The 13,800-nt window shown below is 74.5% G+C and carries 11 protein-coding genes and 1 pseudogene; 7 read left to right on the top strand and 5 right to left on the bottom strand.

Features of this window, described 5'->3' with window-relative positions; all coding sequences use genetic code 11:
* Positions 1–36 precede the first annotated feature (36 nt).
* Positions 37–1,161: a maleylpyruvate isomerase N-terminal domain-containing protein gene (locus tag ABT154_RS24395; RefSeq protein ID WP_351859015.1), complete on the bottom strand. Its 1,125-nt coding sequence runs from the start codon at positions 1,159–1,161 to the stop codon at positions 37–39.
* A gap of 64 nt (positions 1,162–1,225) precedes the next feature.
* Between ABT154_RS24395 and ABT154_RS24390 the strand changes: the two genes are divergently transcribed.
* From ABT154_RS24390 to ABT154_RS33970, 3 genes and pseudogenes are all read left to right on the top strand, one after another.
* Positions 1,226–2,008: an SGNH/GDSL hydrolase family protein gene (locus tag ABT154_RS24390; protein WP_351859013.1), complete on the top strand. Its 783-nt coding sequence runs from the start codon at positions 1,226–1,228 to the stop codon at positions 2,006–2,008.
* A gap of 97 nt (positions 2,009–2,105) precedes the next feature.
* Positions 2,106–3,548 (top strand): adenylosuccinate lyase, encoded by a 1,443-nt coding sequence (gene purB / locus ABT154_RS24385; protein WP_317876784.1) that lies wholly within the window; start codon positions 2,106–2,108, stop codon positions 3,546–3,548.
* A pseudogene (locus ABT154_RS33970) lies at positions 3,545–3,834 on the top strand (hypothetical protein). The gene purB and the pseudogene ABT154_RS33970 overlap by 4 nt, the downstream one beginning before the upstream one ends.
* Before the next feature lie 79 nt (positions 3,835–3,913).
* Here ABT154_RS33970 and ABT154_RS24375 read toward each other — a convergent pair.
* Positions 3,914–4,321 carry a hypothetical protein gene (locus tag ABT154_RS24375; RefSeq protein ID WP_317874418.1) on the bottom strand — a complete coding sequence of 136 codons (408 nt, stop codon included), beginning with the start codon at positions 4,319–4,321 and terminating at the stop codon, positions 3,914–3,916.
* A gap of 152 nt (positions 4,322–4,473) precedes the next feature.
* Here ABT154_RS24375 and ABT154_RS24370 point away from each other — a divergent pair, with 152 nt between their 5' ends.
* Positions 4,474–5,631 carry an ROK family transcriptional regulator gene (locus ABT154_RS24370; RefSeq protein WP_351859011.1) on the top strand — a complete coding sequence of 386 codons (1,158 nt, stop codon included), beginning with the start codon at positions 4,474–4,476 and terminating at the stop codon, positions 5,629–5,631.
* A 93-nt stretch (positions 5,632–5,724) separates the two neighbouring features.
* Here ABT154_RS24370 and ABT154_RS24365 read toward each other — a convergent pair whose 3' ends face one another.
* Positions 5,725–6,465, bottom strand: coding sequence for a GntR family transcriptional regulator (locus ABT154_RS24365; RefSeq protein ID WP_351859009.1), 741 nt, complete (start codon positions 6,463–6,465; stop codon positions 5,725–5,727).
* A 288-nt stretch (positions 6,466–6,753) separates the two neighbouring features.
* Positions 6,754–7,665 carry an RNA polymerase sigma-70 factor gene (locus tag ABT154_RS24360; RefSeq protein ID WP_351859248.1) on the bottom strand — a complete coding sequence of 304 codons (912 nt, stop codon included), beginning with the start codon at positions 7,663–7,665 and terminating at the stop codon, positions 6,754–6,756.
* A gap of 164 nt (positions 7,666–7,829) precedes the next feature.
* Here ABT154_RS24360 and ABT154_RS24355 point away from each other — a divergent pair, with 164 nt between their 5' ends.
* Positions 7,830–8,648, top strand: coding sequence for an alpha/beta fold hydrolase (locus ABT154_RS24355; RefSeq protein WP_351859007.1), 819 nt, complete (start codon positions 7,830–7,832; stop codon positions 8,646–8,648).
* 927 nt (positions 8,649–9,575) lie between these two features.
* Here ABT154_RS24355 and ABT154_RS24345 read toward each other — a convergent pair.
* On the bottom strand, positions 9,576–10,580 hold the full coding sequence (locus ABT154_RS24345; RefSeq protein ID WP_351859005.1) for a GlxA family transcriptional regulator: 1,005 nt from the start codon (positions 10,578–10,580) through the stop codon (positions 9,576–9,578).
* 110 nt (positions 10,581–10,690) lie between these two features.
* Between ABT154_RS24345 and ABT154_RS24340 the strand changes: the two genes are divergently transcribed.
* The gene (locus ABT154_RS24340) at positions 10,691–11,722 is read left to right on the top strand and encodes a saccharopine dehydrogenase family protein (protein ID WP_351859004.1); all 1,032 of its coding nucleotides are present in this window, start codon (positions 10,691–10,693) and stop codon (positions 11,720–11,722) included.
* A 204-nt stretch (positions 11,723–11,926) separates the two neighbouring features.
* Positions 11,927–13,429: a MocR-like pyridoxine biosynthesis transcription factor PdxR gene (gene pdxR / locus ABT154_RS24335; protein WP_351859002.1), complete on the top strand. Its 1,503-nt coding sequence runs from the start codon at positions 11,927–11,929 to the stop codon at positions 13,427–13,429.
* Positions 13,430–13,800 lie beyond the last annotated feature (371 nt).

The following is a 13,800-nucleotide window of genomic DNA, read 5'->3' as shown; positions in this document are numbered from 1 at the left end:
CCCCGGAATGTCTTCCGGGGCCCCTCGGCCGTGCGTTCAGAGCGCGGTGGCGGCCAGCCAGGCGTCGAGCAGCTCCAGGTCCCCCGAGCGGTCGAAGCGGGGCGCCTCGGCGGCGTATCTGCGGTGCAGGAGGAGCAGCAGGTCCCCCGTCTCGCCTTCGACGTGTACGGCGGGCACGCCCGGGTCGGTCCGCCGCCCGCGCGTCCAGGTGAAGCCGCCCCCGCCGAGGGTGAGCGTCCAGGCGGTGTCCGCGTCGCGGGCCGCGAGGCGGATGACCGCGCCGTCGCGGTCGAGCTGGGCGAGGGGCTCGGCGGTCCACGGGATGTACGGCAGGTCGGCGAGGAGATGGTCGACGGCGTCGGCGGCGGTACGGGGGTCGACCGGGCCCGGCTCCCCGCCGAGCGCGATCTCGGCGTCGGCGAGGTGCACGAGCGACTCGCGGAGCAGCCGCCGGGGGTAGGAGCGCACGCGCGGGTCGGCGCCGGGGGACCAGACCGGCCCGTCCGGGTCGGCGGCGCGCAGGGTCGCGGCGAAGGACCCGGCCCCGGCGACCAGCCAGTCGGGGTACGCGGTGGGCTCCGCCGGCAGGTCGAGCGGCACGTCCTCGGGCCGTACGCGCGTGGTGGCGCGGGTCCACACCAGGTGCTCGGCCCAGCGGTGCCCGGCGCCGAGGTGCCGGGTGAGGTCCGCGAGCGTCCAGCCGGGGCAGGTGGGCACGGGGGTGGCGGGGTCGGCGCCCCGGACGACGGCGGCGAAGCGCAGGGCGTGGGCGGCCACGGCGTCGCAGGCGGCGGTGTGGGGGTCGAGGGGGTCGAGGTCGGACGTGCCCGGGGCGGCGGCACCGGGGTCGTTCCCGGGAGCGACGCGGGTGGCGCCGTCCGGGGCGGTCGGCTCCAGGAGGCCGAAGCTCTCCGGGAGTCCGAGCAGCTCGTCCCGGCCCGGGCCCTCCGGCCGTCGCAGCGCCACCGTGCGGAACAGTCCGCCGAGGGCGCGCCGCTCGGCCGCCGGGAGTCCGGCGAGCGTGTGGCCGGTGCCTTCCAGCCACTTCACCGCGGTGTCGGGGTCGAGGACCTCGTCGTCGCAGGTCGCCACCGCCGTCACCAGCTCGGCCAGTGCCTCGGTCAGCGCCTCGGCCAGTGCGCCGGTCAGCGCGTCGCTCATCGGGTCTCCCCTCCCGGGTCCTCCACGGCACCCCGCGCATACCGCGCGGTATGATCGCTCCGCCATGGAGATCAATGCCACGTACAACAGTCTCGTCGCCGTCGGCGACAGTTTCACCGAGGGTATGTCGGACCTGAAGCCCGACGGTTCCTACCGCGGCTGGGCGGACGTCCTCGCGGGCCGTCTCGCCACCCGCGCCCCCGGCTTCCGGTACGCGAACCTCGCGGTGCGGGGCAAGCTCATCGGGCAGATCGTCGAGGAGCAAGTCGACCTGGCCGCAGGCATGAAGGCCGATGTGGTGACCCTGGTCGGCGGCCTGAACGACACCCTCCGCCCCAAGGTCGACATGGTGCGGGTGCGGGACCTCCTCACCGAGGCAGTGGAACGCCTCACACCGGCCTGCGGGCAGCTGGTCCTGATGCGCAGCCCCGGCCGGAACGGGCCCGTCATGGAGCGTTTCCGCCCCCGGATGGAGGAGCTCTTCATCCATGTCGACGAGCTGGCCGCCCGGCACGGGGCCCTGGTCGTGGACCTCTACGGCGCCCCTTCGCTCGGGGACCCGCGGATGTGGGACGTGGACCGGCTCCATCTGACCGCCGACGGGCACCGGCGGGTCGCCGAAGCCGTATGGCAGGCGCTCGGTCTCGCTCCCGAGGAGGACTGGCGGACGCCGCTGCCCCCGTCGGCGCAGCCGGGCTGGGCGAGCCGCCGGGTCGCCGACGCCCGGTTCGCCCGGGAGCACCTGGGGCCGTGGATCGGCCGGCGGCTGACGGGCCGCTCGTCCGGGGACGGCCGGGCGCCGAAGCGCCCCGAGCTGCTGCCGTACGAGCCTCCGGCCGTCCCGTAGGGGCTGCCAGGGGCCCGCGCGTGACCTGCGTCTCGTAGCAAGCTCCACATCGGACCGTGGCGCTGGCCTGCAGAAACCGCCAGTAGAATCTGTCCACGTGACTGCTGCCACTGCGAAGCCCCGCATCCCCAACGTTCTGGCCGGCCGCTACGCCTCCGCGGAGCTCGCCGTCCTCTGGTCCCCCGAGCAGAAGGTGAAGCTGGAGCGTCAGCTCTGGCTCGCCGTGCTCCGTGCGCAGAAGGACCTCGGGATCGAGGTTCCGGAGGCCGCGCTCGCCGACTACGAGCGTGTGCTCGACCAGGTCGACCTCGGTTCCATCGCCGAGCGCGAGAAGGTCACCCGGCACGATGTGAAGGCCCGGATCGAGGAGTTCAACGCCCTCGCCGGCCACGAGCACGTCCACAAGGGCATGACCTCGCGCGACCTCACCGAGAACGTCGAGCAGCTGCAGATCCGGCTCTCGCTGGAGCTGATGCGGGACCGTACGGTCGCCGTCCTCGGCCGCCTCGGCAAGCTCTCCGCCGAGTACGCGGAGCTGGTCATGGCGGGCCGCTCGCACAATGTCGCCGCCCAGGCGACCACCCTCGGCAAGCGTTTCGCGACGGCGGCGGACGAGCTGCTCGTGGCGTACGCCCGCCTGGAGGAGTTGCTCGGCCGTTACCCGCTGCGCGGCATCAAGGGCCCGGTCGGCACCGCCCAGGACATGCTGGACCTGCTCGGCGGCGACGCCGGCAAGCTCGCCGACCTGGAGCAGCGGATCGCCGGTCACCTCGGCTTCGCCCACGCCTTCACCTCGGTCGGTCAGGTCTACCCGCGCTCGCTCGACTACGACGTGGTCACCTCGCTGGTGCAGCTGGCCGCCGCCCCGTCGTCGATCGCCAAGACGATCCGCCTGATGGCGGGCCACGAGCTGGTCACCGAGGGCTTCAAGCCCGGCCAGGTCGGTTCCTCGGCGATGCCGCACAAGATGAACACCCGCTCCTGCGAGCGCGTCAACGGCCTGATGGTCATCCTGCGCGGTTACGCGTCGATGACGGGCGAGCTGGCCGGCGACCAGTGGAACGAGGGCGACGTGTCCTGCTCCGTGGTCCGCCGGGTCGCGCTGCCCGACGCGTTCTTCGCGCTGGACGGCCTCCTGGAGACCTTCCTGACCGTGCTCGACGAGTTCGGCGCCTTCCCGGCCGTCGTCGCCCGCGAGCTCGACCGCTACCTGCCCTTCCTGGCGACCACCAAGGTCCTCATGGGCGCGGTGCGCGCGGGCGTCGGCCGTGAGGTCGCCCACGAGGCGATCAAGGAGAACGCCGTCGCCTCCGCCCTCGCGATGCGCGAGCAGGGTGCCGAGCGCAACGAACTGCTCGACAAGCTGGCCGCCGACGAGCGCATCCCGCTGGACCGGGCGCAGCTCGACGAGCTGATGGCGGACAAGCTGTCCTTCACCGGTGCCGCCGCCGACCAGGTCGCGTCCGTGGTCGCGCGCGTCGAGGACATCCTCAAGCAGCACCCGGAGGCCGCCGCGTACGCCCCCGGCGCGATCCTCTGACCGGGACCCCCGGGTTCACGAAGGAGCAGCTGGAGGCCGCCCGCGACCGCGTCGTTCCCGACGTGGCCGCGGGCGGCCTTTCCGTGTTGTTCTGCGGGATCGACCCGGTGGTCACCGCGTACCGCACGGCCTTCGACGAGCCGAAGGCCGTCATCGGGCCGCAGCGGCGGACGATCGGCACCACCCGGGTCTGGGCGCTGCCCACTCCGAGCGGTCTCAAGCGCAATGGACGACGACGATGGCCGAGGAGTGCGCCCGCCTCCGGGAGGCCGCGCGGAGCGCCTGACCGGGCTGCCTGACCGGGTCGTCCGACCAGGCCGTCGGGCTCGGACGGCCGGCTGGGCCGTCCACCCCGCCGGGATGTCTCAGGGCAGGTCGACGGTGGTCACCACGGCGAGCAGCTGGAACGGCAGTTCCTTGTCCCACTGGGAGACGCCGAGGCCGATCCAGGCCCCGTCGACCCGCCACAGGACCAGGTCCGGGGTGTGGCAGCTGAGCGTGGACCAGGGCTCGGGTATCCGCTCCCCCTCCATGCCCCGCTCCAGGACCGGGCCGAGGAGGAGTTCCCGGGGCTCTCCCCAGCGCGCGGTGAGGAGGACGGCGAGGCCGTCGCGTTCCGCTTGGTACTGGTCCTCGGCGATCTCACGGCCCGTGCCGTCGTCCTCCCAGAACTCCTCGCTGGTCGCGAGTTCCGCCAGGTGGAACCCCGGACCGCCGTCGAATCCGCGCGCCCGGAGCGAGTCGATCGCCGTGAGGTGGTCTGCCGTGGTCATGGACCCAGTAAAGCGTCCACCACTGACAGTTGGCGCCGCGTCAGGTGCGGCGGGCGGTCGCCGGTCCGGTGCGGGCCGGGGGCGGCACTCGCCGCGACCGGGCCCATTGAGTACCATCCGCCGAAGAGGTGCACGAGCTGGGAGGACACACTGTGGGGCGGCTGACCGGCGGGGATCCGTCTCTGCTGCGGCGGATCAACTCCGCGGTGGTACTCCATGCGCTGCGGGGCGCCGACGCGCCCACGCTCACGGACCTGACCCGGATCACCGGTCTGTCGCGGCCCACGGTCGAAGGTGTCGTCGAGGGCCTCATGGAGGGCGGTCTCGTCGTCGAAGCCGCTCCCGAGGAGGGTGAGGTCCGGCGCCAGGGGCGCCCGGCACGGAGGTTCCGCTTCCGAGCGGAGGCCGGTCATCTGCTGGGCATCGAGATCGGCCCGCACCGCGTGGCCGCACTGCTGTCCGGTCTGGACGGGCGGATCATCGGCGCCGGTTCGCGCGAGGTGTCGGAGTCGGCGCCCGAGGAAGAGCGTCTGGACCGGGTGCGTACGGTCGTGGCCGACGTGCTGCGCAGGGCCGGGGTCGCCCGGTCCAATCTGCGGGCCGTCGGCGTCGGCACCCCCGGCATCGTGGAGGCCGACGGCACGGTCCGGCTCGGTACGGCGCTGCCGGGCTGGACGGGTCTCGCGCTGGGTGAGCGGCTGCGGCGCTCGTTCCGGTGCCCGGTGATCGTGGAGAACGACGCCAACGCCGCGGCCGTCGCCGAGCACTGGAAGGGTGCCGCGACCGACTCCGACGACATCGTGTTCGTGCTCGCGGGGCTGAGCCCGGGGGCCGGTTCGCTGATCGGCGGCCGGCTGCACCGCGGTTTCGGCGGCGCCGCCGGCGAGATCGGCGCGCTGCACCTGCTCGGCCGGGGGGTCACCCCCGAGCATCTGCTCTCGACCACCGACGAGCCGCTGCACCCGCTGGACGAGCAGGCGGTCGCGAAGGTCTTCGCGCTGGCCAAGAAGGGCGACGCGCGGGCCGAGGCGGCGGTGGAGCGGTTCATCCAGCGCCTGGTGCACGACGTGGCGGCGCTGGTCCTGGCGATCGACCCCGAGCTGGTGGTCGTCGGCGGCTGGGCGGCCGGTCTCGACGGCGTGCTCCAGCCGCTCCGGGAGGAGCTGGCCCGGTTCTGCCTGCGGCCGCCGCGGGTGGTGCTCTCCCTGCTCGGCGAGGCCGCGGTGGGCACGGGTGCGCTACGGCTGGCCCTCGACCACGTCGAGGAGCAGCTCTTCGCCGTCGACGGCACGGTGACGGCCCGCCGCTAGGCCCGCCGCTAGGAGTTCCCGCGCGACGGCACGGTGACGGCCCGTCGCCAGGGGTTCCCTGGCGACGGGCCGTCGGCGGGTGTTCGTGGGGTGCTACGAGGCCATGACCAGGTCGACCGAGTCGCCGAAGGTCAGGCGGCAGGTGTCGGCGCGGTAGGTCGCCACGGAGACGGCGGCGGTACGCCCTCCGGAGAGGTAGCGGGTCGTCACCACGAGAACGGGCGCGCCGGGCAGGCGGTCGAGTTCCTTGGCGTCGTCGGCGCGGGCGGAGCCCAGTTCCACGGAGCGGTCCTGGCCGTCGAGCGCGAGGTGCTGGAGTTCGCGCATCACGGCGCGGGCGCGGGCGGGTCCGGCGGGCGCGTCGATGGCGCTGAGGCCGGGCACGGAGCCGGCGGGCACGTACAGCAGCTCGGCGGCGACGGGCTGGCCCTGGCTGACGCGGAGGCGGCGGACGATGTGCACCCGCTCCTCGGCACCGCTCTCCAGGACGCGCGCGACGGCGGCCGGGGCCGCGTCGGCCGCGGAGTCCAGGGGCTCCCAGGCCTCGTCGCCGACACCGGGCCAGGCGTGCTGGGTGGTGGAGACGTCGACGCCGACGCGCGGCGGGGCGACCGTGGTGCCGACGCCGCGGCGGCGCTGCAGCCGGCCTTCCAGCTCCAGCTGCTCCAGGGCCTGCCTGAGCGTCGCGCGGGCGACGCCGAAGCGGGCCGCCAGCTCGCGCTCGTTGGGCAGAATCTCCCCTACGGCGAAGTCCGAGTCGAGCGCTTCGCCGATCACTGTCTTGAGGTGTTGATACTTCGGCTCCGGTACCGATGCCAGCTGCGTGGTCCCCACCCTGATCCTCCGCAATTCGCCGTGTCCCGCGGCGTTTTTCCGCGCCCTTGTTTATTAAAGGTTCCTGCACTAACCCTGCGACCATAAGGCGAGCCACCCCCTTGGTCAAGACCAATCCTCCGCCGAACGCCCCCGAATGTGACCCTCTGGCCTAGATCGTTCACAGGACGTTCGCGCCCCCGTGTGCCCCGCGCAGCAAGAAGCCCCGTCTCCCGGGTCGGGAGACAGGGCGAGTTCCGGCCGATCGGCGTGATCCGATCGGCCGGAGGGGGTGAGGTGCGCGGCGCCTCAGAGTCCGGCGGCGACCTCGGGATCCTCGGGACCGGCCAGGCCCTGGAGCTTGTCGGGGTTGCGGATCAGGTAGACGCACTGGATGCGGCCGTCGCGCACCTCGATCTGGACGAGGGTGTCGACCCGGCCGCCGTCGAGGGCGAGCAGGGCCGGGGCGCCGTTGATCTCGACGAAGCGCAGCTCGAAGCGCTCGTCCGCCTGGAACGCGGTGGCGGCGAGGAAGCGGCCCACCTTGTCGGCGCTCTCCACGATCCGCAGCGGCGTCTTGGCCTTGCCGCCCGCGTCGCCGACCAGGCGTACGTCCGGGGCGAGCAGGGCGAGGAGGCCGCCGAGGTCCCCGCCCGCCGCGGCGGCGAGGAAGCGTTCGGTGAGGTCACGGCGTTCGGCCGGGTCGACGTCGTAGCGGGGCCTGCCCTCGTCGACATGGCGCCGGGCCCGCCCGGCGAGCTGGCGCACGGCCGCCTCGGAGCGGTCGAGGGCGGTGGCGATCTCCGCGAACGGGAAGCCGAAGGCCTCGCGCAGCACGAACACGGCCCGCTCCAGCGGAGAGAGCGATTCGAGGACGACGAGGACGGCCAGCGAGACGGAGTCGGCGAGCAGGGCCCGCTCGGCGGTGTCGGGCACGGAGGGCCCGAAGTCGGTCACGACCGGCTCGGGCAGCCACGGGCCGACATAGGACTCGCGGCGCACCTGCGCCTGCCGGAGGCGGTCGATGGCGAGCCGTGTGGTGATCCGTACGAGGAAGGCGCGGGGCTCGCGGACCTCGGCCCGGTCCTCGGCGGTCCAGCGCAGCCACGCCTCCTGGACGACGTCCTCCGCGTCGGCGGCGCGGCCGAGCATCCGGTAGGCGACGCCGAGGAGCATCGGGCGGTGCTCCTCGAAGAGTTCGGTCAGGGTGTCGGTCGGGATCTCGGTGTGCACCGGCCCATCCCAGCCCACCGGCGGGGCTGTGTCCAGGCCGTTCCCCCCACATCCGGGCGGGGGCTTGAACTCCGGTCTACTCACCGGTAATTCTCGTGGACCGGACGTCTGATGAGCTTCAGGACAGGGAGCCCGCATGCCCGGAACGGATCATGTTCCCGATCGAGAGCCCGGCGGGCCCCCGCACGGCGTCCCTCACGTACGAACGCCGGGGCGCGGGCGAGCCGCTGCTGCTCCCGCACGGCATCGGGCACCACTGGCAGGCCTGGGAACCCGTCCTGGACATCCTGGCGGCCGACCGGGACGTGATCGCCGTGGACCTGCCCGGCTTCGGCGCCTCCGACGAGCTTCCGCCGGGCTGCCCGTACGACCTGTCCACGGTCGGGGGCGTGCTCGCCGCCTTCTGCGGGGCCGTCGGCGCCGAGCGCCCGCACGTGGCGGGGAACTCGCTCGGCGGACTGCTCGCCCTTCACCTCGGCCGCGAGAAGCTGGTGCGCTCGGTCACCGCCCTCTCCCCCGCCGGCTTCTGGTCGGAGGGCGAGCGGCGGTACGCCTTCGCGACGCTGCGCGCGATGCGGGGCGCGGCCCGGTCGTTGCCCGTACCGGCGATCGAGCGGCTCTCCCGTACCTCCGCCGGGCGCACGGTGCTCACCAGCACCATCTACGCCCGCCCGGGGCGCCGTTCACCCGAGGCCGCCCGTGCCGAGACGCTCGTGCTGCGCGGAGCCACCGGGTTCCGGCAGACCCTGGCCGCCGGTGGGAACGTGCGGTTCCGTGAGGACGTCGCCTCGGTGCCGGTCACCGTGGCCTGGGGCAACCGCGACCGGCTGCTCCTTCCCCGGCAGGGCGTCCGCGCCAAGCACACCATCCCCGGCGCCCGGCTCGTCCGGCTGCCCGGCTGCGGCCATGTGCCGATGAACGACGACCCGGCTCTCGTCGCGCGGGTGATCCTCGACGGGAGCGCCCGCTGAGGGACGGCGCCGTGCGAAGAGGCCGGTGCCGACGGCGGCGCCGGCCCCCACGAGCAGGCTGCCGGCCGCCTGCGGGAGGCCGAAGGACCCGCCCCCGACCAGGACGGCGCTCAGGGCGGCGGCGATCGGGATGGCCCCGGTGAAGAGGGTGGCCCGCTCCATGCCGACGCGCTGGACTCCCATGTAGAAGAGGACGAAGCCGACCACCGTGGCCAGGGCCGCCTGCCAGACCAGGGCGCCCGTCTCCACCGCCGTCGGCAGCCGGACGAAGCCGGCTCCGTCGACGACCAGCCCCACGAGCGCCGCCTCGACGGCGCCGACCCCGCAGACGGCGGCCGTGAGCAGCTTGGGCCCGAGCAGCCGGAGCACCGGGACCGCGAGGACCGTGAACCCGACCTCGCCCGCGAGCGCCGCCACCGACCATCCGATGCCCGCCGGGTCCGTCCGCCCCCAGCCCTGTACGGCGAAGGCTCCCGCGGCGACGAGGAGGGCGCCGTACAGCACGGCGGGGGCGGGCCTGCGTCCCTCGGCCAGCGGGACCAGGACGGCGACGACGACCGGGGCGCAGCCGACCAGGACGCCGGGCACCGCGGGTTCGGCGGTGCGCTCGGCGGCGAGGACCGCCAGGTTGAAGCCGACCATGCCGACCGCCGCGAGGGCCCCGAGCCGCACCCAGTGCCGGGCGGTCAGGGTCCGCAGCGGGGTGAGCCCGCCACGTCCGAGCAGGGGGAGCAGGAGCAGGCAGGCGGCTCCGTAGCGCAGCGCCTGGCCGCCCGCGTACGGGTACGCGCCGAGCAAACCGTTCGCGGTGAAGGAGGCGCCGACGAGGGCGTAGGCGAGGGTCACGAGGAGGACCCCGCGCAGGGCGTTGGCGTTCATGACTCCGACGCTAGGAAGCGCGGCGGCCCCGGTGAAGGTCCACTTCTGTCACGCCATCGGGGACCACTTCGCGCCCGGCCCGCCGGAAGTGCCGGGGTGAGGGGCGGGCGGGCGGGTGCGGGCGCGGAAGGTGCGGCGGTACGTGTCGGGGGGTACGCCCACGGTGCGGTTGAAGTGGCGTCGCAGTGTCGCGGCGGTGCCCATGCCGGTGGCGGCGGCGACGGACTCCACGCTGTCGTCGGTGGACTCCAGCAGCTCCTGCGCGTGCCGGATTCGCTGGATCAGGAGCCACTGCAGCGGGGTGGTGCCGGTGACCGCCCGGAAGTGGCGGCCCAGGTGGCGCGAGCTCATCCGCGCCTGGCGGGCCAGGTCCTCCACGGTCAGCGGGCGGTCCAGCCGTTCGATCGCCCAGGGGAGGAGAGCGGCGAGCGGATGGTCGTCCTGGACGGGTACCGGGGCGGTGACGAACTGGGCCTGGCCACCCGCGCGGTGCGGCGGTACGACCAGGCTGCGGGCGATCGTGTTGGCGACCGCGGAACCGTGGTCGAGGCGGACCAGGTGCAGGCACAGGTCCATCGCGGCGGCCTTGCCGGCGGAGGTGAGGACGCTGCCGTCGTCGACGTAGAGCACGTCCGGGTCGACCTCCACCCGGGGATGACGGGCCGCCAGCGCCTCGGTGTGGGCCCAGTGCGTGGTCGCCCGCCGGCCGTCCAGGAGTCCGGCGGCGGCCAGTACGAACGCGCCGGTGCAGAGGGACGCCACCCGCGCGCCCGCCTCGTGGGCCGCGCGCACCGCGTCGACCAGTTCGCCGGGCGGGTCCTCCTCGGCGTCGGCCAGCGCCGGGACGATGACGGTGTCGGCGCGCGCCAGCCGGTCGAAGCCGCCGTCGGGGTCGAGCCGGAACCGTCCGACGCGCACGGCGTCCGCTCCGCAGAGGGCGACGTCGTACCAGGGGTCGGGCGCCCCCGCCGGGGCGGTACCGAAGACCTCGTACGCCACGGACAGTTCGAAGTGACGCATTCCCTCGGTGACGGCCAGCGCGACGGTGTTCACGTCCGGAATTGTACGCACCAGGTCGTTCCGGACACTCGTACGGGACGGCCGCCGGAACCAGGATGGTCACGACGGATCGTTCGGGAACAGCGCGAGTACAGGGAGAAGTCATGGAATCGGGACGCACGGTGACGGTGTTCGGCGCCTATGGACACACCGGGCGGTTCGTGGTCGCGGAGCTGCTCGACCGGGGGTTCGTCCCGGTCCTCTCCGGCCGGGACGCGGACCGGCTCCGGACCCTGGCGGCGCTGCGGCCGGGACTCGACGTGCGGCCGGCCTCGGTCGACGACCCGGCCTCGCTGGACCGCGCGCTGGCCGGTGCGGCGGCTGTGATCAACTGCGCGGGGCCCTTCGCGGCGACCGGCGCTCCCGTGATCGAGGCCGCGCTGCGCGCCGGGATCCCGTACGTGGACGTGGCGGCCGAGATCGAGGCCAACGCCGACACGTTCGCGGCGTTCGGGGACCGGGCCCGCGCGGCGGGGACGGTGGTCGTCCCCGCGATGGCCTTCTACGGCGGCCTGGGCGACCTGCTCGCGACCGCGGCGATGGGCGACTGGACATCGGCCGACGAGGCGCACGTCGCGTACGGGCTGAGCAGTTGGCACCCCACGGCCGGAACCCTCGCCGCGGGCAAGGTCTCCCGGGAGCGGCGCGACGGCCGGCACGTCCGCTACACCGGCGGGCGGCTCGAGTACCACGACGACGCGTTCTCCGTCCTGGAGTGGTCCTTCCCCGCGCCGATGGGCGCGCGGCCGGTCATCGGGGAGTTCACCATGGCCGACGTCGTGACCATCCCCAGCCACCTGGCGGTCCCCGAGGTCCGCACCTACATGGCCGTCGACGCCGCCCAGGACCTGTCGGCACCGGACGCGTCGGCGCCGGCCGCTGTCGACGGGCGCGGCCGGTCCGCGCAGACCTTCCTCGTGGACGTCGTGGTGCGTTCCGGGGACGCGGAACGGCGGGCCGTCGCCACCGGGCAGGACATCTACGCCGTCACCGCGCCGCTCGCTGTGGAGGCGGTCGACCGGATCCTCACCGGGCGGACGAGGACGACCGGGGTCGCGTCGGCGGGCGAGATCTTCGACGCGCGGGACTTCCTGCGGGCGCTGTCGGCCCACATCTCGGTGGAGGTGAACCCGTAGGGGCGGGTGTGGCTGGGGTCGCCGCGCGTGGGGGCTGCCGCGGGAGCCTCCACGCGTGTGTGCGTGCGGGCGGGCGGTGCGGGGCTCGCCGTCGGCGGAGGCGGCCCGTACGGTCCGTCCCTGTGTCCCGGGCCCGGCATCATGGTCCCCGGCCGGGAGGGAACGAGCGGCCCCGGGGCGGTACGGGCGGGAGGGGCACGCGAGATGACGAGCCATGGGCAGGTGGCCTGGGAGCTGCTGCTGCCGGCCGTGGGGGCCCCGGCACGGCGGCGCGGCAGGGCCCTCCAGGAGGCGCTGCGCGAGGCGGTGCGCTGCGGGCGGCTCGCGGCCGGGACCCGGCTGCCGTCCACCCGCGCGCTCGCGGCCGACCTGGGCGTCTCGCGCGGGCTCGTGACGGAGGCGTACGAACAGCTCACCGCCGAGGGGTACCTCCGCAGCGGCCGGGGCGCGGGCACCTGGGTGGGTGACGCGGCGCGGGGCCGGATCGCCGTCCGGACCGGGGAGGCGGGCCGGGACCCTGGAACCGCCGACAGCACGCGCACGCGCGGCGGCGGCGCTCCGGACCCGGGTACGCGCGCGCGTGGAGCCCGTGGAACGGCCCACGCGGACCCGGACGTCCGGGTCGACTTCCGGCCGGGAACGCCCGACCTGTCGCTCTTCCCCAGGGCCGCCTGGGCGGCGGCGCAGCGCGCCGTCCTGGCGCGGCTCCCCCATCCGTCGCTGGGGTACCCGGACCCCCGGGGCCTGCCCGAGCTGCGGGAGGCGCTGGCCGGGATGCTGACCAGGCGGCGGGGCGTGGTGGCCGACCCGGAGCGGCTGGTGGTCTGTTCGGGCGTGGCGCAGGCGTCGACGCTGCTCGGGTTCGTGCTGCGCGCGCGAGGACTCGACGCGGTCGGTGTGGAGGATCCGGGCAGCCCTGAGCACGGGCGGCTGTTCGCCTCGACGGGCCTGGAGACGGTGTGGCTGCCGCTGGACGAGGAGGGCCTGCGGCCCGACGCGCTCTCCGCGTCGGGGGTACGTGCGGTGGTAGCGACGCCCTCGCACCAGTTCCCGTCCGGGATCAGCTGGTCGGCGGAGCGCCGGGCCGCGCTGCTCGACTGGGCGCGGGAGGTCGACGGGTACGTCCTGGAGGACGACTACGACGGCGACTTCCGGTACGACCGGGCGCCGGTCGGCGCGCTCCAGGGCCTCGATCCCGAGCGGGTGGTCTACGCGGGCTCGGTCAGCAAGTCGCTCGCGCCGGGTCTGCGGCTCGGCTGGATGCTCGTCCCCGAGGCACTGCTCGGTGAGGTCGTCGAGCGCAAGCGGACGATGGACCTCGGCAACCCGGTGCTCGACCAGGCGGTGCTCGCCGAGCTCGTGACGGGCGGCGGGTACGACCGGCAACTGCGCCGCTGTCAGCGCGCCTACCGGGAGCGGCGGGACGCCCTCCTCGCCGCGCTGGCGGAGCACCTGCCGGGCACGCGGGTGAGCGGCATCGCGGCCGGACTGCACGTCATCGCGCGCGTACCGGGGTGTTTCGGCCCTCCGGAACGGTTCCTGGCGCGGGCGGCGGAGGCCGGGGTGGCACTGCGGCCCCTGGAGGAGTACGGCACGGCACGGCCCGCGGACGGCGAGGTACGCCTGGTCATCGGGTACGCGCACCTGGCTCCGGCGGCGGTGGAGACGGGCATCCGGCTGGTGGCGGAGGCGGTCGGGGGCGGGTGATGTTTCGACGGCGTGATGTGGCCCCGCCCACTGGAACGGTCTCGCCTGGCGCCACGTTGGGGCCGCGTGGGTCATGGGGGCCGTGCCGAGGAGGAACGGTCCGAAGTGGCCACGGGTGACGTTCGTGGACGTCTTGGGACGGAGGCGGTCAGGTGCGGGTGGTCCTCTGCGGCGGCCGGTCGCGCGTGGTCCACGGAGCCCGCCCGGTTGCTTCCCCTGACAGGAACGCGGACGGGCGGGCGCCTTGTTGGCACCCGCCCGTGGGCAATGGCTCTCAGAGGGCGGTTCGCGACTTGATGTCCATTTCCGGGTGAGGCTGGTGTGGGGTGGCTGGCCGCGCTGCTCGGCAGCTACTGCTTCCTGGTGAAGCT

The sequence above is a fragment of the Streptomyces sp. NPDC001728 genome, assembly GCF_040297565.1.
In the GTDB taxonomy this organism is placed as follows: Bacteria; Actinomycetota; Actinomycetes; order Streptomycetales; family Streptomycetaceae; genus Streptomyces.
Note: the sequence above shows the minus strand (reverse complement) of the source record. Positions and strands in the feature narration are given on the sequence as shown.

Bases quoted from the DNA above. Each gene is read 5' to 3' on its own strand.
- ABT154_RS24395 (WP_351859015.1), bottom strand. From the start codon at position 1,161: ATGAGCGACGCGCTGACCGGCGCACTGGCCGAGGCGCTGACCGAGGCA.
- pdxR (WP_351859002.1), top strand. From the start codon at position 11,927: ATGACGAGCCATGGGCAGGTGGCCTGGGAGCTGCTGCTGCCGGCCGTG.
- ABT154_RS24355 (WP_351859007.1), top strand. From the start codon at position 7,830: ATGTTCCCGATCGAGAGCCCGGCGGGCCCCCGCACGGCGTCCCTCACG.
- ABT154_RS24390 (WP_351859013.1), top strand. From the start codon at position 1,226: ATGGAGATCAATGCCACGTACAACAGTCTCGTCGCCGTCGGCGACAGT.
- ABT154_RS24340 (WP_351859004.1), top strand. From the start codon at position 10,691: ATGGAATCGGGACGCACGGTGACGGTGTTCGGCGCCTATGGACACACC.
- ABT154_RS24375 (WP_317874418.1), bottom strand. From the start codon at position 4,321: ATGACCACGGCAGACCACCTCACGGCGATCGACTCGCTCCGGGCGCGC.